Genomic DNA, 19,815 nt, shown 5'->3' on the forward strand with positions numbered 1-19,815 from the left:
TCTAACGGGTTTTTACTGTTTTTTGAAAAAAAATTTAGCAGCTCATACAACCTTTTTACTTTTTTTCGATCTAATATATTATGCAGTTAACTTGAGTTTATCCAAACTCCTTATTACCAAGCCATAAATATTTAACCATGAAAGAAAAAAGAGAAGTGCTGAGGAGTAGAAAACGAAAAAAAACCAAATTAAAAATTAAGAAAATATTGCGTTTTATCTCAGAGAAAATAATTCATCGATAAGCTTTTTGAATATAAACGGGGGTTTTTATTTCGAAAGAAAACCCGGCAAGTGTAAAATCCTGCCGGGTTTGTTATTTTAATTACTTTTTGGAATCTTTCTTTTGAAATTCGAGTAAACCGTTATAAATCAATTGTCTTATCTGATCTCTTAACTCTTTTCTGTGATCCAGTGTTATACCGCTTGTTTCTACAAAAGGGAGGATCTTACCTCTCATTTTCCCTGGACTTCCGCTTAAAAAAGTATATGAGAAGCGTTCTTTATTATCGGCAAAAACAATCGGTACAATAGGAATTTGATGTTCAATTGCCAGCCTAAAAGCACCGTCTTTAAACTCGTCCAGTAAAATAGATTCATCGTCTGGAACTCCGCCTTCAGGAAAAATACAAATGCTTAAACCTTGATTTAAACGGTCTTGTGCACGTTTAAAAACTTCATTTTTACTTTTGGAAGAATTTCTGTCTACCAAAATACAAGTTCTTTTGTAGAAAAATCCAAATAGCGGAATCTTCACAAGCTCTTTCTTTCCAACAAAAACAAACGGATTTTTTATAATGGCAAGCATCAGCATAATATCCGTCATTGAAGTATGATTTGCGACAATCATATAACTTTTATTCTTGATAAGCTTTTGTTCGCGTTTTACTTTGTAATAAAAACCCATCCCGAAAAGGATAAATTTAGCCCAAATGCGGGCCATTTTGAAAAAATAAGGGTATCCTCTCTCCGAGATAATAGAAATCAGTAAAAACGGCAGCATAATCAATATTGGAACCGCCATTAAAACGTAAAACCAAATGCGCCAAATAATCCAAAAAACAATCTTTAATCCTTTCATGGTTTCAAATGTAAGAAAACCGAAATGAATTTTTATAAAGAATTTTAATGTTCGGTCTTTTGACGCAAAGGGCGCAAAGGATTTTCGCAAAGGAAAGAAGTTATCTTTTTTTGAGATTTGCTTTGCAATAAGTTCGCAAAGCTTTGTGTATAAGGGCTAATATTTTTAAAAGTTTAGACTTAGAATTATTGTATTTAATTATAAGAATATATTTATAAATTTGATGTTTTTTAATATGACAGAAAACGAAATATCAAATATTATAATTGGAATTGCTATTGAAATTCATAAAAAACTTGGTCCAGGTTTATTAGAGAATGTTTATAAAGAATGCTTGTTTTATAAAATTGCGCAGCGAGGACTTCTAGTAGAAAAAGAGAAAGCTTTACCATTAGTTTTTGAAGAAGTGAAGCTTGATTGTGGATACCGAATTGATTTACTTGTAGAGAACAAGTTTTTAATCGAAATAAAAACTGTAGAATCACTTACCGTTAACCATTTGGCACAAACTTTAACCTATTTAAAACTAGGAAATTATAAATTGGGCTTACTCGTAAATTTCAATGAAAGTCTCTTGAAAAATGGAATAAAAGAGTCATAAACAATTTATAGATAAAGCTTTGCGAACTCATTGCAAAGCAAATCTCAAAAAAATTAACTTCTTTCCTTTGCGAAAATCCTTTGTGCCCTTTGCGCTAAAAACTGCCAAAGAAACTTCAAAAACTTTGCGTTAAAAGCGCCAAAGAACTTCTAAACTTTAAGCAAAATCTTCGTGTGCTTTGCGGTTAAAAAAAACATCACGACCTTTGTGGTTAAAGAATAAGAAAAAACGAGAATGGCAAAAATACTTACTGGTGTTCAGAGTACTGGAACGCCACACTTAGGCAATCTATTGGGAGCTATTATCCCTGCAATTGAATTATCGAATAATCCAGCAAATGAATCATTTTTGTTTATTGCTGATTTACACTCGATTACACAAATTAAAGATGGTAAAACATTAAGAGAAAACACCTATAGCACTGCTGCGGCTTGGCTTGCTTGTGGTTTAAATCCAGATAAAGTTACCTTCTACAGACAATCTGATGTGACTCAAACTGCTGAATTGACTTGGTATTTAAGCTGTTTTTTTCCTTACCAAAGATTGACTTTGGCTCATTCTTTCAAAGATAAATCTGATCGTTTAGCAGATGTAAATGCTGGGCTTTTCACCTATCCGATGTTAATGGCGGCCGATATTTTATTGTATGATGCAGAGTTTGTTCCTGTTGGGAAAGATCAAAAACAACACATAGAAATTACACGTGATGTCGCTGCAAGTTTCAATCATCAAATGGGAGAAACATTTGTTCTTCCAGAAGCCAAAATTCAGGAAGAAGGCAAGTTGATTCCGGGAACAAATGGCGGAAAAATGAGTAAATCTGCCAATAATATTATCAATATTTTCCTTGATGATAAAGCTTTACGCAAACAAGTTATGAGTATTGAAACAGACAGTACTCCACTTGAAGCTCCAAAAAATCCTGATACATGCAACGCTTTTGCTATATATGCTTTGCTGGCAAATGAAACGCAAATTGCCGAAATGAGAGCGAATTATCTTGGTGGAAATTACGGTTACGGTCATGCTAAACAAGCTCTTTTTGAATTGATTACAGAAAAATTCAAAACCGAAAGAGAAAAATATAATTACTACATAAACAACCTTGAAGAAGTAGATGTCTTATTGAAAAAAGGCGCTGCAAAAGCTTCTGTCGTTGCAGATGGAGTTCTTGCAAAAGTTCGAAATGTTCTTGGATTTGAGAACTAAAAAAATTAATTTTTTAAAAAGCGACAAACAAAATTTGTCGCTTTTTCTTTAACGTTATATTTGTTATCTTTTAATAGCATGAAATCATGACAAAGGAAGAAGCAATAGAAGAACTAATGTACCAAAGCGCTCACCATGAAAACATAGAAAGTGATCGCTGGGAAAATGGTTTTCTTGGTCAATTACGCCCGTTTAGGAAAGTTTTACACGAGGAAAATTATCATTTAATTATGCGGGCTTTACAAGTCCTTGGGACAGAATTTGAAAAGGATTTTGTGGATAAAAGAATAATCTCTTGTGTTTGGGGAATTTGTCATTATGGAAGAATGTGGGCACTTTATCCAGGAGGAATGCTACAGAGTAATAATTTGATTACCAAAGAACAAGTAGAACAAATTGATCAGTGGTTAATTGATATTTCATATACTGCTTCCTGCCTTCTTGAAGGTGCTGTAGAAGAAGCCTTTTGGAATTATAATGGAGAAAACAAAGAGTAGATAAAAATATAAAAGCCTGCTAAAACTTATTGATTAGCAGGCTTTTTTATATAAAATTTCTTTAAGCTCTTCCTAATCTGGCCAATAATAAGATCAATCGTAATACAACGATAATAATAACAACTATGGACCAAGTAGACATTCCGCCAGATGAACTACTGCTGCTATATTCTCTATCTTTTGCAGTATCAATTCGGTCTTTGTGAGATCGTATTGTATTGCTTAATTCGTAATCAATTGGTTTATAATTAACCATTGAAGATACCATTGGTTCTAAAAACTCATTTCGTACGCCTGCATTAACAATTGAACCTGACATTTTGCTATAAATCGCTCTGATTTTCTTGTCATTTTCTGCAGATCTAAAATGTGAAAGCAACGTATAAAAGCTTCTGTATTTAATAAATTCAATTGTTTCGGCACCCGATGATAAAGAAGGATTTTCATCCAATTTATTTACAACAAAATCAAGTTTTGTACTCACCTTTTGACTCAGGTTGTCTAATGAATTTTGAGGAAGATATTCTTTAACATTCAGAAGATCATCAATAACATCAAATTTATTCTGCGCTATATTTTGATCGAAAAAAGTATCTAAATCTTTAGATAAAAATCTGTCTATAAATGATTTAATATTTTCTTCATTAACAGAAATAGAGTAATCTGTAATGAATCTGTTTCGGGAGTAATTTTTTCTGGAGAAGAAATTATACAGAATTCGATTATTCGAAATAAACAAAAGTTCTTTTGGAAATTCGTTAAATGCTACAATCAAATTTTCTGCAAGATTTGGATCTAAATTTGGGTTTTGGGATCGCTCAATTTCAAATTGCTTCCTGACTTTTTCGGAGTCATCAGTGCTGAATCCGCTTCGGTTTTCTTTATAAATCCCAGCGTTTTCAAATAGTTCTATTATATTCATTTTTAAGGTTTTTGGTAGAGCAAAAATATACTTTTATTACACTTTGCCTAATTTATTTTGGCATAAATGTTAAATAATTAAATATCCTTTACATTCAATTAATATTTAAGAAATCTGGAATTTAAATATGAAAATATCTTTAATGAGAATACACATTAAATCGCTTCAAATAATTTCCCTGGCAAAGGTCTAATAACGCCTTTAAGCTCCATATTTAAAAGAATTCCTGAGATTTTAAAAACAGGAAAATCACATTCGAGCGCAATAGTGTCAAGCAATTCTTTTCCATTTTTTAAGAGGAAATCGTAGATCTTTTGTTCATCAGGTTCCAGATCAATAAAGAGCTGTTTTTGAATTGCTTTGGGTTTCTTTTCAATATCCCAATTGAGAACATAAATCAAGTCGGCTGCACTGCTTAACAAACTAGCTTTTTGGGTTTTAATTAAGTCGTTACAACCCTGACTGTATCTGTCTGTAACTCTGCCCGGAACGGCAAAAACATCCCGATTATAATCATTAGCTAAATTGGCCGTAATAAGAGATCCGCCTTTATCAGCAGATTCGATAACTATTGTGGCTTCGCTTATTCCGGCAACGATGCGATTTCGGCGGACAAAATTCTCTTTATCCGGATTTGAAGTACTCCAAAACTCGGTAATAAAACCTCCGTTTTCTTCCATTTTTGCCATGTATTTTTTGTGTGCTTTTGGATAAACCTGATTTAAGCCATGGGCCAAAACACCAATAGTCTGCAGGTTATAATCCATTGCAAATTGATGTGCCACAATATCAACTCCATAGGCAAAACCGCTTACAATTACTGGGTCAAGCGGCGCAAGATCTTCAATAAGTTTTCGGCAGAATTCTGTTCCGTAAGATGTGATTTGGCGTGTACCAACAATGCTTATAATCTTCTTGTTTTTTAAATCTATATTTCCGCCAGAAAATATTAAAACAGGAGAATCAATGCAATGTTTTAAACGATCCGGATATGTTTCATCCTGAAAGAAAGAAACTTTGATATTATTTTTTCTGATAAATTCAAGTTCTTGATTTGCTTTTTCAAAAATGGCTTTGTCTTTTATATTCTTCAACATAACAGAACCAACTCCATCAATTGCAGCAATTTGATTGGCTTTTGATTTAAAAATTGCTTCTGCATTTCCGCAATGATTCAATAATTTTTTTGCCATAATATCTCCCACTCCATCCACTTTCATTAAGGCTAATAAATAAAATAAATCCTGATCTGACATTCTGCAAAATATTATGTAAAATAGAAATAAAAACTGTACTCAAATAATAGTGCAAATATGCTAAAAACAAAGTAATTTCTTAATAAAAATTAAAGTTTATACAAAAACAAAATAGGTGATGCTAATAAAGTATGATTTAAAATACTGAAAATTAATTGTCTATAAAAATCTTGCAATTGTTAATAAAAATTGTGAATAAAATTTTGATAACTATATTCATTACATAACTTTGTTGTTATGAAAATCGAAACTTATATCGCGCAATTATTATATCGTTATCAGTGTGTAACGGTTCCCGGATTTGGGGCATTTTTAACCGAAATTCAATCAGCACAGCTGAATGAAAGTACGAATTCGTTTTTTCCACCGAAGAAAACGGTTTTTTTCAACAGCCGCTTAAAAAACAATGACGGACTGCTGGCAAATCATGTTGCTCAGGCAGAAAACATATCTTACGGAGCTGCAGTAAATGGTATCGCTTTTGAGGTACAAAACTGGAGACAGACGCTTGAAGAAAACGGCGTTATCAGCCTGAAAAATATTGGAGATCTTCGTCTAAATTCTGAGAACAATATTATTTTTTCACCAAATGATCAAATTAACTATTTATCGACTTCTTTCGGATTAAGTCCGTTTGTTTCTCCAATGGTGAAAAGAGAAATTTTCGAAAAGAAAATCGAGCAAATCGCAGAGAGAGAAACTGCTGCATTGTATGAAGATGAAGAAGTAAGATCTTCAAGATCTTATTTGAGATATGCTGCCATTTTTGTTCTTGGTTTAGGAGTTACAGGAAGTATTGGTTATCCTTTGTACCAAAATCAAATTGCTGCACAAACGCTTGTTGTAGAAGGTAATGTTCAGAAAAAAGTTCAAAACAAAATTCAGGAAGCAACATTCGTAATTCAAAATCCGCTGCCGGCTGTAACATTAGCTGTTGATTCTGCAAAAGTAGAAACTGCAGAAGTGAAACTTATGCCGTATCACATCATGGCCGGTGCTTTTAGAAGCGAAGCAAATGCAAAAAAAGCCTATAACCAATTAATCAAAGATGGTTATAAAGCCAGAATGCTTGGAGAAAACAAACATGGCTTATTCCCGGTTTTATACGGAAGTTATGCCACAATGGGAGAAGCTGAAAAAGCGCAGAAAGAAATTCAAAAAGGTGAAAATCCAGATGCCTGGATTCTGGTCGAAAATTTATAAAATCCTCAAAATCCTATTCTTATCGAATAGGATTTTTTTTGTCTTATTTTGTCGTTTTTAAATAGTTATCTGGTAATTTTAGAATTAATCATCATTTAATTTCGTTGCCAATAAAATTTAAAAATGATGAATAAAATACTTAAAACATTTGCAGTAGTGCTGTTTATGATGAGCTCGCAATACTTTATGGCGCAACAAACAATTCAGGATCAAAAAGCTTACGAAATGGAATTGCAGAGAGCCGAAAACGAGGCCAGAAAAGCTTCTGTTGAAAATCACAGAAAACTTGACGATAGAATTTCTGAATTACAAAAGCAGCAAAAGGAAATTGAAAAGCAAAGGAAAGAGGTTGAATCAAAGAAAAAAGCATTGGTCAAATCAGAAGATAATTTAAAATCAACCAAAGAAAAGATCAACAAACTGGAGCTTGCCAATCAAAAAATCGAAAACAAAATAACAACATCTACAATCTCTGATGAAGAAATTCAAAAACAAAGGCTAAAAACCAAAGAAAACGAGGTTAGTATTCAAAAACTCAAATTAACGCAAATAACGCAGCAAAAAGAGCTTGAAAAGGCTATTTCCTCCCTATAACTAAAAACAAAAAACCCGATTCTATTTGAATCGGGTTTTTTGTTTATCGTGGAACAAATTTAGCGTTTTGAGAAAGAATTTCTTTTCCGTCCTGAGTAATTACTAATCTTGCTGGAGGAGAATCTTTTTCTCCCAAAAATATTATTGAACATTCGTAAACGTAATTTCCTTTTTTAAATTCATAACGATGGTTACCTCCAGTTCCTTCAGCAATAAATTTACCATTCTGAATTACTAAATCAGGTTTTTCAGTCATTGCTTTTTTTATTGACCAAGATGCGTAACGAAAATTATTATTGCCCAAGTCATCAATTCTAATTCTGAATTTTGATGTTTCTAAAGAATAAACAGGATTTTTAAATTTTGAAATTGAAGAATGAACTTTGTTTTTATCAGAAATTATCAATTTATTTTTTAAATCTTTTTCCAACTTCGACTGATAATTAACAGCTATTAATTTTCCGTCAGTATCAATCCAGATTGTTCCATCGTTCAACATAATTCCACGCCATCCCATTTCAGACCAGTCTTTATCGGGTTTTGACGATGTTATTTCTTTCTTTAAATCAGCATCAAAAATCTCCGAGTAACGTTTTATAAATTCCGTTTTATTTTTAATTGCGGGAATTGGATTTTCTCTTTTTAGCGGATAAGAAATCATATTAGCAATTGCTTCCTTCTTATCCCCTTTTACGTTGTTGATAAAGGTTTGAATGAATTTTTGATATTCTTTTTTTAGTTCCTGTCCGCTCATACTCGTGACAGAAAAAATAACTAATGTGATGTATATAAGCTTTTTCATGATTTTCTATTTTACATAATGTTTTTATAGTAAATTCCAAAATTTAGAATTCTAACCACAAGTTACAAAATCTAAAATTAGTTTATACTAGCTTTGAACATCTTAAGTTCATCCCAGGTAAATTCATCTCCGTATTTTTCTTTCAGCGGACTTAAAGATTCTTCTGCGTAAAATTCAAATGCTTCACGCAGCGCGAGGATTTTATCGTACGGAAGAACATCCGTGATCTCCACTTTCTTGGCCTGAATTAATTTTATTAAATGTGATTCAACTGTTTGAACCGTCAGCTTTCGCATGCGGGCAATATCTTCAACAGAATTTTTTGCCAGCCATAGTTCGTGCGTCTCTTCAACAGTGGTCTTTTTTTCTGCTTTTTCTTCCGTTTTATCCGCTTTTTTATACGAATATCGAGTAACAGGCTCATCAACCTGAAACATGTCTGTATTCGTCATTTTAAACTCTTCTTTCGTTCTTGAAATCTTTTCGGTTTTGTAATTTTTTATTGTTGGAGAAGTGAGGCTTTCTTTACTGATTGTTTCACGGGAAACCACTATTTCAACAAGCAGTTTGGCTTTCATTAAACGTAAAACTACTTTTGTCTGTAAATCATCCAAAAAGGCTAATTCTTCATAAAACTCTTTTACTTTTTTAAATTTCTGAATTTCAGCCATTTTACTCAAAAGATCCGTAACCAGTTTGTCCATTGGTTTAAAAAAGTAATCGTAAGCTGCCTCTACTCTTTCCTTCACAAACAACAAATCGACGGTTTCTTTGTTGAAAATTTTATTAAGCTGCTGCACGAATTTCTGCGAAGGATCTGTTAGTCCATCGATAATTTCCAAACGTTTATGCGCCCAGGCAGAATGTTTTGATTTTTCTGATGCAACGGCATTTTCATTATAACTAAAACGGTGGTTTCGCCATTCCTGCGCTAAATCTGTCCAGTTAAAACTATTAATCAAATAGTTATGAATAAAATTTTTGGTTTCGAAATGAAGCGAATTTTTCAAGTCGTCTTCCGTTGCTTTATTTAAAGCGTAATCCATCACATCCTGATCGTTCGACAGCCCGTTCATTTGTATCGGAGAAAGCAAAATAAGCCCATTTAAGGACGTTAAACGAGAAAGTGCTACATACGCCTGCCCTGGCAAAAAAACTTGCGATACATCGAGCGCAGCTTTTTCAAAAGTTAATCCCTGGCTTTTATGTACCGTAATGGCCCAGGCCAATTTAATTGGATAATGTGCAAATGTGCCTAAAACTTCTTCTTCAATCTCTTTTGTAAGTTCGTTTACTTTGTAGCGAATGTTTTTCCATTCGTATTTTTCGACTTCAATTGTTTTGTTTTCTTCGGGGAAATGAACGAAGATTTCTTCTGGCGAAAGTGATTTGATAACGCCCATTTTTCCGTTGAAATATCTTTTATCAAAAGACAAATCGTTTTTAACAAACATAACCTGAGCGCCTACTTTTAGCTTTAGATTTTCTTCTACGGGAAAAATTTTCTCAGGAAAATCATGAACTACAAATGGCTGATAAGAAAATTCATTTCCAGGCAAATCATTGATTGCTTGTTCGTTGATTGTATCTGCTTTGGCGTTATGAGTAGTTAAAGTTATAAAACCAGGATTCATTTTTAGATCGAAATCCGGTTTTACATATTCGTTTAAAATCTGAACATCTTCTTTTGTAATCTGGTTGTTTCGAAGATTATTTAAAACCGAAATAAATTTGTCATCGCTCTGACGGTAAATCTTAGATAATTCAATGTACAGCGGCGGATTATGCTGCATTACATGCGAGTGAAAAAAGAATTTTCCTTTGTAATAATTACGCAAAGTACGCCATTCTTCATCCCGAATTACGGGCGGTAATTGCAGTAAATCGCCAATAAAAAGTACCTGAACGCCGCCAAAAGCTTTTGTATTTCTGCGGACTGTCTGCATCATAAAGTCGATAGCATCCAGTAAATCAGCGCGAAGCATACTTACTTCATCAATAATCAGCAATTCCATATTGCGGATCACATTTCGCTTGACATTGTTCATTTTGAAATGTCGACGAAGTGATTCTTTATTCTCGAATTTTACTGTTTCTGTAAACTGAGAACTCTCTTCATAAGTGGGTAAAAATGCCGAAAATGGCAGTTGAAACATCGAATGAATTGTTACACCGCCTGCGTTTAGTGCCGCAATACCTGTTGGTGCCACTACTACGGTATTTTTGTGCGTTGTGGCAATGATTTCGCGCAATAAAGTGGTTTTTCCTGTACCGGCTTTGCCCGTAAGGAATATTGACTTTTGCGTTTGATTGATGAATTGTAAGGTGTAAGCTGCAGCTTCTGAAACGTTTTGCATTAGGCAGGTATTAAACGTCAAAAATATCGCATTTTTATAAAAGAAAAAAACCTAAATCCAGATCTGGATTTAGGTTTTTCATTTAGTTTAGTTAGTTTGGCAGTTTATTATTTTTTAGCCTCTTCTTTTGCAGCTGGTTTATCTTCTGCTTTTGGAGATGCTTTGTACTTATCATTCAACTCTTTAATAATAACTTTAGTGATATCGTACTTGTCTTCAGCGTATAAAACTGTAGCCGCATCACCTGTCCCGTAGATATAAGAATATCCGTTTTTCTTTCCGTAATCTTTGATGAATTTTTTAACTCCGCTTACAAGAGAATCCATTTCTACACCACTTTCTTGCTGTAATTGCTGTGATAAAGCTTGTTGAGCATAACCCAATTGCTGCTCTCTCTTTTGCAATTCAGCCCCTCTTTGTTGTGCCCAAGCTTGTCCATTTGCTTGTGCCTGACTTTGAAAATTAGCAGCGTCTTGTTTAAAACGAGTAATCTCAGCTTGCAGTTGTCTTCCTTTTTCTTCTGCCTGAGCTTTGTATTTAGCTTCAAGGTCTTTTGCCTCAGTGTACTCTTTCATCAAAACTGAAGTATCCACGTAAGCTGTTTTTACTTCTTTAGCTTCTGTCGCTTTATTACACGAAACAACCAAAATTGAAAGTGCGGTAATTACTAATGCTTTTTTCATTTTTTAAATTTCTAATTTTTTTATTGTATTGAAGACAAAAATATAAAAAAATAAATAGCATCGACATAAAGTTTAAAAAATGCTATAATTTTATGATATTGGTTTTATTTATGGACTAAAATACTACTATAAAATATCACTATTAAAAGTGGCTTTCATAGCTTTTGTTACAGCAATTTTCTCAAAAAAGACAATGCAAAGCCCCAATTTGCCTAAGAAAATGCTTTAAACACGCTTATTTTGCGTTTTTATGCTTTTGAAGTACTTAATTAGTGTCTAAAACTTTTTTGAAATTTACGTTTTTGAATTTCATGAGAAAATGAGTGAAAAAATGCTCATTTTAAAATTTTTGCTTTTTTTGAAAAATTGACTCGAAAATTTTTCTTGAAGGTTTTTTAAAATTTTCATTTTTGAAAAATAAAAAAACCGGAAGCGCAAAAAACAAAATTTTCGTAATTTTTTGTTCGACGAAATTCAAAAATCAAAAATCGGAAAAAACAAGAAAAAAAGCCAAAAACTGTAGTCTTTTTGAGGTATTAGTTTTCTTTATGGATGCAAAAAAAGCTATAAAATATCACTATTAAAAGTGACTTTCATAGCTTTTATTAGAGCTGTTTTCTCAGGAAAGACGACACAAACCCTCGATTAACCAAAGAAAACGTCTTAAATGCGTTTATTTTACGTTTTAGCTGTTTTTTAGCACATAAATGTGAGATGAATACTCTTTTGTACTTGACGCTTTTAAATTTGATCTTAAACCGATAAAAAATGCTTTGATGAAATTCATTTTTCCGGTTTTGTATTTTTCAGAAAGAAGGCTCACATAAAATGAATCAAATTTCATTGGAAGTACTTTTTCTAATTTCATGTCCACTTTTTCAAAAAGCGTTTTGATGGCTTTTTTCGAAAAATGCCAAAAATGAATTGGCACATCAAAAGCTGCCCAAAATTCTCCGTAATGTTTTGCGTCGAATGATTTGAAATTTGGAACCGCAATAATTAATGTTCCAGTTGGTTTTAATAATCGCTTCAATTCCTGAATTTGAAGTTCCAGATTTGGAACGTGTTCTAAAACGTGCCACATTGTAATTACGTCAAAAGAATTATTTTCGAGTTCGCTGATTTCTTCAACAAATGAAATTCCTTTTTGCTTTGCAATATTTTTTGCTCGCTCACTCGGTTCAACTCCAATTACATTCCAGCCGTCATTTTTTGCTGTTAACAAAAAATCACCTGTTCCGGCACCGATGTCTAAAATTTTTCCTTTTTGAGATTGTTCCGAATTAATCAAATTCAGTTTATTTTTTAAAGCGATACTTTTTACAAAATGATATGCTTTTTCAAAAACAGAACGTTTGTTATCTGTATGCGAAATATAATCTTCGCTTTCGTAATATCTTCCTAAATTTTCTAAATCCGGCTGCGGAGAAGTTATCAGCATATCCAGATTTTCATCATAGTACAAATCGAAAATTTCTTTCGAAACAGAATGGTCTTTTACAGTAAGAAAATGTTTTTTGTTTAAAACGTCCATTTTTTAATTATAGGTATTTTGGTTGAATTTCATAGCAAACCCTAAAAGTAAAATTTTCACTTTTAGGGCTTCCTGATTTTATATTTTATTTATCGTTTCCAATTAATTTTTACTCCTGACATTTTTTCGTTTTCAATTCTGATTTCGGTCAAAATTGTAAAACCATTTTTAATATAAAATGGCATTGGAGATTTATAATATGCTGCATTTTGTTTTACTTCATTTTCATGATCAATAACCCAGCCGTTCAAACTTGTATTATTCTTTTTTAATTCATCAATCAAAAATGAACCATTCCCTTTTCCCTGAATTTGATGATTCAAAATTATCGCAAACCAATTTTCATCTTCTCTCAAAAAAGTAAATGCCCAACCGTTAATTTTATCTAATGCATCAAACAGTAAATAATGTTTTGTATTTGAAAGACCATTTAAGTACAATTCAAAATCCTGCATTGTTTTGCAATTTAATCTTGCCGGATATTCTTCGTTCCAAAGTTCACGTAAAACTTCTTTTTCTTCTTCAGATAAAATTCCTCTTTCAACAATCTTCATAAAATAGAATTTTAAAATTTAGCTCTTTTGTCATTCTGAGGAACGAAGAATCTTCGTTAGTAACTCCACACCAAAAGAACAAATCTTTGTCGATCTAGCAACGAAGATTCTTCGTTCCTCAGAATGACAAACTATATCAATTTCAAATTCGTTTCACGTGGAACAAATACTATTTAGAGTTTAGAGTTTAGATTGCTCTATTGGAATCTAAATATTTTATCAACTTAAATTTGTTTCACGTGAAACAATCCTAATAAACTTTCCAGAATATATTCTTAGAAAAATCTAAAATCTAAACTCAGAAATCTAAAATTTAAAATCTCTACCTTCCCATATAAATCAAAAGCACGGAAATATCACTTGGTGATACGCCGCTGATTCTTGATGCCTGAGAAATTGTAACTGGTCGAATTTTGCTTAATTTTTGTTTCGCCTCAATCGACATTGATTTGATTTTATTGTAATCGAAATTCTCCGGAATTTTCACTTCTTCTAAACGAGTTAGTTTATCCGCGTTATTTCTTTCCTTTTCGATATAACCAGAATATTTAACCTGGATTTCGGCTTGTTCTAAAATCTCTTTGTCCAAATCATTTTCTTCAACATATGCTTTTACTTTTTCAAATTTCAGCATATCCTCCAAATCAATTTGCGGACGTGAGAATACTTTAAACATTTTATCACCTTGCGTAATTGGAGCAGTTTCTTTCGCTTCTAAAATTGGATTTGTTTCTGCAACCGAAACACTTGTTTCTTTGAAGAACGCAACCATCTTTTCAGACTCATTTAATTTCTTTTCCATTCTTCGCAAACGAGCTTCAGAAGCCAAACCAATTTCATGCGACATTGGAGTCAATCTGAAGTCGGCATTATCTTGTCGCAATAATGTTCTATACTCTGCTCTTGATGTAAACATACGATAAGGTTCTTCTGTTCCTTTCGTAATTAAGTCGTCAATCAAAACTCCAATATATGCTTCGTCACGTTTCAAAATTAACGGTGCTTTTTCGTGCACTTTTAAATGCGCATTTATTCCGGCCATCAAACCTTGCGAAGCTGCTTCTTCATATCCTGTCGTTCCATTAATTTGTCCGGCAAAATATAATCCTTCAACTAACTTCGTTTCCAAAGTATGTTTCAATTGCGTTGGCGGAAAGTAATCATATTCGATCGCGTAACCCGGACGAAGAAACTTTACATTTTCAAAACCTGCAACTGTACGCAAAGCTTTAAACTGAATATCCTCCGGAAGCGAAGTCGAAAATCCGTTTACATAAACTTCACAAGTTTTCCAACCTTCTGGTTCAACAAAAAGTTGGTGGCGTTCTTTATCAGCAAAACGATTAATCTTATCTTCAATCGACGGGCAATATCTCGGACCTAAACTTTTTATTCTTCCATTGAACATCGGAGAACGATCAAAACCAGATCTCAAAATATCATGAACATCAAGCGACGTGTATGTCATATGACAAGATCTTTGATGCGTTAACGGAACCGTTAAATCCGAATAAGAAAACTTATCCGGAACTGCATCACCTTTTTCTTCGTTCATTTTAGAATAATCCAAAGAGCGTCCATCAACTCGTGGCGGCGTTCCTGTTTTCATTCTTCCAGCTTCAAATCCTGCTTTGATCAAATCTTCGGTAATTCCGGTTGCGGCACTTTCGCCTGCTCTACCTCCACCAAATTGTTTTTCTCCAATATGAATTAATCCGTTCAAAAAAGTTCCGTTTGTCAACACAACCGATTTAGATCGAATCTCAACTCCAAGCGAAGTTCTAATTCCTTTTATCTTTCCGTTCTCGATAATCAGACCTTTTACCATTTCTTGGTAAAAATCTAAATTTGGAGTTCCCTCCAACATCATTCTCCATTCTTCTGCAAAACGCATTCGGTCACTTTGAACTCTCGGCGACCACATTGCTGGTCCTTTTGATTTGTTCAACATCTTAAACTGAATTGCAGTTCGATCTGAAACAATTCCGGAGTAACCTCCAAGCGCGTCGATCTCACGAACAATTTGTCCTTTTGCAATTCCTCCCATTGCAGGATTGCAAGACATCTGGGCTATGTTCTGCAAACTCATTGTAACCAACAAAGTTTTGGATCCTAAATTTGCGGCCGCTGCCGCGGCTTCAGATCCTGCATGTCCACCACCAACTACAATAACATCGTATTCTTCTAAAAACATTTTGTTTTATTATTCTCTGCAAACCGTTTAAGGCGGTTCTCAGAATTAACTTTATTTTCTTTTTGTTCCACGTGGAACGGAGATTTTTTTTTTATTTCAAGTTTTTTTTTGTTTCAGGTTTCACGTTTCGAATCAAACTTAAAAGTTCCACGTGGAACACTTGCTGATTTATTTTCAAAACCTGAAACCTAATACATAATGTTTCACGTGAAACATTTTAAAATCAACCTAAAACAAATTAAATTTCATGTTCCACGTGAAACATCTTCCTGATTAATTCTTTTCTTCGAATTAATTTTTCTATGTTCCACGTGAAACACATTATAAAAAACTATTTGAAACCAGAAACGTTTCACGTGGAACAACTTTAAACATCTTCTTAATGCAGCTTAAACTTGAAACTTGAAACAATAAAAACCTGAAACAAATTCCCTACTGTTCCACGTGAAACATCGCAATCTTTTCATCTTCTTTTGAACGCATAAATTCTGCATCAGCATCACTTTTATCTTTGTATCCACAGTAATGTAATATACCGTGAGCCAATACACGTTTCAATTCTTCTTCAAAAGAAACATTAAAATCTTTTGCATTGTCTTCTACTCTTTCTACAGAAACAAAAATATCTCCGCTGATTTCGTTACCAACTGTATAATCAAAACTGATAATATCTGTTAGTGTGTCGTGATCTAAATATTCTACATTTATTTTATGCAGGTATTCATCATCACAAAAAATATAATTTATTTCTCCCTCGTTCTTCTTTTCAGAAACAATAACAGCGCTCAACCAATCTGTAAAAGCTTGTTCGTTGTCTAAAGAAAATTCGGTTTCGTAATTAAAGTTTATCATTTTGTATTAAAATATTCTTGAACCTTTTGATTAAAATTCGAGCGCAAAGGTAGCGATTGTCTATTTAAAATTTCTACACTATTTAAATAATCAGTTAATGAGCTAGGTAACGCATTTGAACGATTAGAAAATTCAGCCTTGTTTGTTTCAGATTGACGCTTCGTATCTTGACCTTGTTCCTGAACTGCATTGTTTAATTTTAATAATTCTTGCTGAATATTTAAAATTCTCTGCAGGTTCTCATTCTTAAATCCTTTATTTAAAATCTGTTTTTCTGAAGCTTTCATCTGTTCAATTGCAGATCTTCCTTGCATGTCTAATCCTTTTTTAGCTAACTCTTTTTGTAAAGCTTCACGAAGTTTAACTTGCTCTTTGTAAATCTCCATTATCTTTTCAGCATCTCCTTCTCCATCTTCACCATTATTTCCTTCGTTGCCTTTTCCTCCTTCTTTACCACCTTGTCCATTTTTACCCTGACCATTTTTTCCGTCTTTTCCTTGTCCATCTTTTCCTTGTCCGCTTTCTTTACCCTGACCTTGTCCTTGTTTTCCTTCTCCACTTTTTCCTTGCTGACCACTTCCCGGTTTATCTCCCGGCTTCATTCCTTCTTTCATTTTATCTGCCAGACCTTTTTGTTTTTGAATAATATCTGGTAATTGCATTCCTTGTCCGTCTCCTTGTTTTGGTTTTCCCATTCCCGGTTTAGACATTTGCATCTGCATATTATTTAAAAGATCACTTAAAAAATCGGCTAATTTGTTTGCAGATGAAACAGCGTATTGTTGATGCGAAACTCCTTTTGGGATTTGAACATCGGTTAAAACTTCAATCGCTTTATCCATATTATATTGTACGTTTCCAATTTCCTTCGTTACATCTTCAGCAATTTTTGGATTTCTTAAAGACATTGCAAACAAACTATCATCGACATGGCGGAACTGTTGTTTTAAATTCTGCTGAATTTTTATGTTCTTTGTATACGCAGAAGAACCTAATTTCATCGATTTAAATTGTTTCATTACATCTTCCTGCGATAATGAAAATGCTAAAAGGTTATCCAGAATTTGACGAAGCATAGCAACATCTTCTTCTAATTGATCTTGTTCTCCGCCTTCCATACTTGAACTCATTTGCTCAGCCATAGACTTCATTTTCTTAGAAGCACTTTTTTGTTTTGGCTTAGCCGAAGAAGTATTTTTTTTATTTAATTCTTCTGAAGCTTTGTTCAAATCATTCTCTACATCTTTTTCTTTTGAAGCATCTTTAGGGATATCCAAAGGAGATTTTAAACTATTGTTTTCATCTTTCAAATCTTTAAGATCTTCCTGGATTTTATCAAATGATTTATTGATATCGTCTTGTTTCTCTTTTGTGTTTTCAGCATCTTTATTAGAAAGCTGTTCTTGTTTTTCTGCTAACTTATTTAGCTTCTCTGCAACTTGTTCTGCTTTCTTTTCTACATAAAAACGCTTCGTTAATTCAACTAATTGTTCTAAATTACGAGATTGGTTTTTGCTGATTTGTTTGAACTTTTCCATCTTATCAAACAACTCTTCGCTGTTTAATTTATCGTTTAGGTTCTTTAACTCATCCATTAATTTTTGATTTTTCTCTAAATCTTTTTCGGCATTATCCAAACGTTTTTGTAAATCTTCGGCAGTTTTATCTTTCTTATCGGTATTGTATTTGTCTAAATTCTTATTCATTTTTTCAGCAAACTGCTTCATCATTTCGTCTTGTTGTTTTTGACGTTTGATAAAATCATTTACTTTTTGCTGATCTTTAAACTCTAAATTATCTTTTTCTTTTCCTGTATTTTTTAGTTTATCCATTTCAGAAAATTGCTTTTCCTGATTCTTTAATGATTTAGATAAACTATTAATGTTGGCATTTTGCTGCTGCAATTCTGCATCCTGAATTTCATCTGTTGTAGAAACGCGATCTGAAAATGTAGAAGATTTTGTACTCTTAAATCCGTGCAATGCATCGTTATCAAAAACCTCAAAATAGTATTCATATGATACTCCTTCTTCAACTGCAAGATTACTTGGAAAGTTAAAAACGAACTGATCGAACACGGCTTGCTTAACAGGAATGGTTCCGCGTTTTGCAGTTTGTGGTTTCCCATGTTCGTAATAAACAACTTGTAATTTTGATAAACCATAGTCATCGCCAAGCCTTCCTAAAACATAATTTTTATCTAATTTTAAACTATCCGGTGCTGGCGAAACGCTGATTGTTGGATGCTGATCTTTGATAACTGACAGCTGATAGTCTAATTTCTCGTAATTTTTAACCTTATTATTCGAAGTAAGAATTTGATATTCTGTATTTTGATTAATATTTTTAGCTAGTTTAAACTCGTTTTCGGCCTTATTAAACTTCAAAATTGAGTTTTCATCTTTCCAAACTACCTCTTGAGTTGACTGCGTTTTCATTTTCCAAGTCACAATTGTTCCTTCTGGTACGATTGCATTTCCAGTTCCCTGAATCGTTTCTGATTTCTTTTTTAGGTAAGATGGAAAATTCAAAACCATTTCGAAGTTGGCAATTGATGGAACTGTAATAACTTTTAATTCATATTCATTTGATGAAACTGAATTTCCTTCAAATGAAAATGAAACATCCGAAGTTGGTTTTTCAATCTTGAATTCGAATTTTCCGGTTTGAGAAGATTCCATAAAATAGCTTTCGTTACCAATATGGATCATCACATTTTCGGGAACAACGTTTCCTTCCGTTTCTACTTTTACAATAAAATCTTTGTTTTGTTCTGTTTGAAGTTTGTCATTTAAAACCACAAATTTGAAAGGTGCCGGTGGCAAAAATGCAGAATTGAAATGCACTACTCTATTAAAACTTTGAGAAATAATATTGCTGTTACCGGAAACAAAAAAGACTACAAACAGTAAAACCGGAATCAAAGCTAATGGCAAATACTTTTTGTTTGATTTATAATTGATGGCATTTCCAAACGGAATTGGCTGTAATGAATTTGCTTTTTGTTCGATAGAAGCCAACATTAATTCTGAACTTTCTGCTGAATTCTCGTTTGAAGAAAGCTGTAAAAAGTTCGTCAGCTTATCACTTACTTCTGTAAAATGATTTCCAATAATTGCCGAAGCCTGATTATAATCGATTCCTTTTTGAAGTTTGAACAGCTTGAAAATTGGAAACAAGATAAAACGAAACAACAGAAAAACTTCTACTGCAATAAATATCCAGAATAAAAGTGTTCTTCCTAATGGTTTCAGCCAAAGAAAATACTCTATAAAAAGCGTAAACAGGAAATACAAAAGTCCAAAACCAATAAAAAGAAGTGCTCCTTTTATCAATTCATTCATGTAATATTTCTTTATAAATCCTTCTAACTTCTGATATATTGCAGATGATGTTTTCAAAATAAAATCTCTTTTAATTATAACCCATAAAAGTAGTAATTATAATAATACCTTTTTAAGATTCTAAGTTACTTAGAT

At 32.9% G+C, this 19,815-nt stretch carries 16 protein-coding genes; 5 read left to right on the top strand and 11 right to left on the bottom strand.

All coding sequences use genetic code 11. The features are described 5' to 3' along the window. Nucleotides 1-322: 322 nt before the first annotated feature. Nucleotides 323-1,078, bottom strand: coding sequence for a lysophospholipid acyltransferase family protein (locus J2Y38_RS03880; protein WP_309839759.1), 756 nt, complete (start codon nt 1,076-1,078; stop codon nt 323-325). Between the two features lie 235 nt (nt 1,079-1,313). Between J2Y38_RS03880 and J2Y38_RS03885 the strand changes: the two genes are divergently transcribed. From J2Y38_RS03885 to J2Y38_RS03895, 3 genes are all read left to right on the top strand, one after another. After that, on the top strand, nt 1,314-1,679 hold the full coding sequence (locus J2Y38_RS03885; protein WP_309839764.1) for a GxxExxY protein: 366 nt from the start codon (nt 1,314-1,316) through the stop codon (nt 1,677-1,679). Nucleotides 1,680-1,913: 234 nt separating this feature from the next. Then, nucleotides 1,914-2,888, top strand: coding sequence for a tryptophan--tRNA ligase (gene trpS, locus J2Y38_RS03890; protein WP_309839765.1), 975 nt, complete (start codon nt 1,914-1,916; stop codon nt 2,886-2,888). Between the two features lie 86 nt (nt 2,889-2,974). Next, nucleotides 2,975-3,385 (top strand): hypothetical protein, encoded by a 411-nt coding sequence (locus J2Y38_RS03895; protein WP_309839766.1) that lies wholly within the window; start codon nt 2,975-2,977, stop codon nt 3,383-3,385. 61 nt (nt 3,386-3,446) lie between these two features. On the opposite strand, the gene J2Y38_RS03900 is transcribed toward J2Y38_RS03895, so the two are convergent. Then, the gene (locus J2Y38_RS03900) at nt 3,447-4,307 is read right to left on the bottom strand and encodes a hypothetical protein (protein ID WP_309839768.1); all 861 of its coding nucleotides are present in this window, start codon (nt 4,305-4,307) and stop codon (nt 3,447-3,449) included. Between the two features lie 155 nt (nt 4,308-4,462). Next, complete coding sequence (gene dprA / locus J2Y38_RS03905; RefSeq protein ID WP_309839770.1) at nt 4,463-5,563, bottom strand: DNA-processing protein DprA; 1,101 nt, start codon at nt 5,561-5,563, stop codon at nt 4,463-4,465. 237 nt (nt 5,564-5,800) lie between these two features. Here dprA and J2Y38_RS03910 point away from each other — a divergent pair, with 237 nt between their 5' ends. Both J2Y38_RS03910 and J2Y38_RS03915 read left to right on the top strand, forming a co-directional pair. Next, a complete protein-coding gene (locus tag J2Y38_RS03910; RefSeq protein ID WP_309839772.1) occupies nt 5,801-6,766 on the top strand; it encodes an SPOR domain-containing protein in 966 nt (321 codons plus the stop codon). A gap of 123 nt (nt 6,767-6,889) precedes the next feature. Then, nucleotides 6,890-7,360 (top strand): hypothetical protein, encoded by a 471-nt coding sequence (locus J2Y38_RS03915; protein ID WP_309839774.1) that lies wholly within the window; start codon nt 6,890-6,892, stop codon nt 7,358-7,360. A gap of 43 nt (nt 7,361-7,403) precedes the next feature. On the opposite strand, the gene J2Y38_RS03920 is transcribed toward J2Y38_RS03915, so the two are convergent. The 8 genes from J2Y38_RS03920 to J2Y38_RS03955 all read right to left on the bottom strand — a co-directional run bounded on the left by J2Y38_RS03920 (nt 7,404) and on the right by J2Y38_RS03955 (nt 19,737). After that, nucleotides 7,404-8,162 (bottom strand): hypothetical protein, encoded by a 759-nt coding sequence (locus J2Y38_RS03920; RefSeq protein ID WP_309839775.1) that lies wholly within the window; start codon nt 8,160-8,162, stop codon nt 7,404-7,406. A 77-nt stretch (nt 8,163-8,239) separates the two neighbouring features. Then, nucleotides 8,240-10,519: a helix-turn-helix domain-containing protein gene (locus tag J2Y38_RS03925; RefSeq protein WP_309839777.1), complete on the bottom strand. Its 2,280-nt coding sequence runs from the start codon at nt 10,517-10,519 to the stop codon at nt 8,240-8,242. Nucleotides 10,520-10,626: 107 nt separating this feature from the next. Next, nucleotides 10,627-11,202 carry an OmpH family outer membrane protein gene (locus tag J2Y38_RS03930; protein ID WP_053474345.1) on the bottom strand — a complete coding sequence of 192 codons (576 nt, stop codon included), beginning with the start codon at nt 11,200-11,202 and terminating at the stop codon, nt 10,627-10,629. Nucleotides 11,203-11,887: 685 nt separating this feature from the next. After that, nucleotides 11,888-12,736: a class I SAM-dependent methyltransferase gene (locus tag J2Y38_RS03935; RefSeq protein WP_309839779.1), complete on the bottom strand. Its 849-nt coding sequence runs from the start codon at nt 12,734-12,736 to the stop codon at nt 11,888-11,890. 89 nt (nt 12,737-12,825) lie between these two features. Then, nucleotides 12,826-13,290 (bottom strand): hypothetical protein, encoded by a 465-nt coding sequence (locus J2Y38_RS03940; protein WP_309839782.1) that lies wholly within the window; start codon nt 13,288-13,290, stop codon nt 12,826-12,828. 322 nt (nt 13,291-13,612) lie between these two features. Then, the gene (gene mnmG, locus J2Y38_RS03945; protein WP_309839784.1) at nt 13,613-15,484 is read right to left on the bottom strand and encodes a tRNA uridine-5-carboxymethylaminomethyl(34) synthesis enzyme MnmG; all 1,872 of its coding nucleotides are present in this window, start codon (nt 15,482-15,484) and stop codon (nt 13,613-13,615) included. A 432-nt stretch (nt 15,485-15,916) separates the two neighbouring features. Next, nucleotides 15,917-16,336 (bottom strand): rRNA maturation RNase YbeY, encoded by a 420-nt coding sequence (gene ybeY / locus J2Y38_RS03950; protein WP_309839786.1) that lies wholly within the window; start codon nt 16,334-16,336, stop codon nt 15,917-15,919. Further along, nucleotides 16,333-19,737, bottom strand: a complete 3,405-nt coding sequence (locus tag J2Y38_RS03955) for a DUF4175 family protein (protein WP_309839788.1) — start codon at nt 19,735-19,737, stop codon at nt 16,333-16,335. Before J2Y38_RS03955 ends, ybeY begins: the two co-directional genes overlap by 4 nt. Nucleotides 19,738-19,815 lie beyond the last annotated feature (78 nt).

Source organism: Flavobacterium sp. 2755, assembly GCF_031455715.1.
In the GTDB taxonomy this organism is placed as follows: domain Bacteria; phylum Bacteroidota; class Bacteroidia; order Flavobacteriales; family Flavobacteriaceae; genus Flavobacterium.

What these genes read in the sequence shown, in the direction of transcription:
- J2Y38_RS03880 (WP_309839759.1), bottom strand. Translation starts at nt 1,078, where the DNA reads ATGAAAGGATTAAAGATTGTTTTTTGGATTATTTGGCGCATTTGGTTT.
- J2Y38_RS03885 (WP_309839764.1), top strand. Translation starts at nt 1,314, where the DNA reads ATGACAGAAAACGAAATATCAAATATTATAATTGGAATTGCTATTGAA.
- trpS (WP_309839765.1), top strand. Translation starts at nt 1,914, where the DNA reads ATGGCAAAAATACTTACTGGTGTTCAGAGTACTGGAACGCCACACTTA.
- J2Y38_RS03895 (WP_309839766.1), top strand. Translation starts at nt 2,975, where the DNA reads ATGACAAAGGAAGAAGCAATAGAAGAACTAATGTACCAAAGCGCTCAC.
- J2Y38_RS03900 (WP_309839768.1), bottom strand. Translation starts at nt 4,307, where the DNA reads ATGAATATAATAGAACTATTTGAAAACGCTGGGATTTATAAAGAAAAC.
- dprA (WP_309839770.1), bottom strand. Translation starts at nt 5,563, where the DNA reads ATGTCAGATCAGGATTTATTTTATTTATTAGCCTTAATGAAAGTGGAT.
- J2Y38_RS03910 (WP_309839772.1), top strand. Translation starts at nt 5,801, where the DNA reads ATGAAAATCGAAACTTATATCGCGCAATTATTATATCGTTATCAGTGT.
- J2Y38_RS03915 (WP_309839774.1), top strand. Translation starts at nt 6,890, where the DNA reads ATGATGAATAAAATACTTAAAACATTTGCAGTAGTGCTGTTTATGATG.
- J2Y38_RS03920 (WP_309839775.1), bottom strand. Translation starts at nt 8,162, where the DNA reads ATGAAAAAGCTTATATACATCACATTAGTTATTTTTTCTGTCACGAGT.
- J2Y38_RS03925 (WP_309839777.1), bottom strand. Translation starts at nt 10,519, where the DNA reads ATGCAAAACGTTTCAGAAGCTGCAGCTTACACCTTACAATTCATCAAT.
- J2Y38_RS03930 (WP_053474345.1), bottom strand. Translation starts at nt 11,202, where the DNA reads ATGAAAAAAGCATTAGTAATTACCGCACTTTCAATTTTGGTTGTTTCG.
- J2Y38_RS03935 (WP_309839779.1), bottom strand. Translation starts at nt 12,736, where the DNA reads ATGGACGTTTTAAACAAAAAACATTTTCTTACTGTAAAAGACCATTCT.
- J2Y38_RS03940 (WP_309839782.1), bottom strand. Translation starts at nt 13,290, where the DNA reads ATGAAGATTGTTGAAAGAGGAATTTTATCTGAAGAAGAAAAAGAAGTT.
- mnmG (WP_309839784.1), bottom strand. Translation starts at nt 15,484, where the DNA reads ATGTTTTTAGAAGAATACGATGTTATTGTAGTTGGTGGTGGACATGCA.
- ybeY (WP_309839786.1), bottom strand. Translation starts at nt 16,336, where the DNA reads ATGATAAACTTTAATTACGAAACCGAATTTTCTTTAGACAACGAACAA.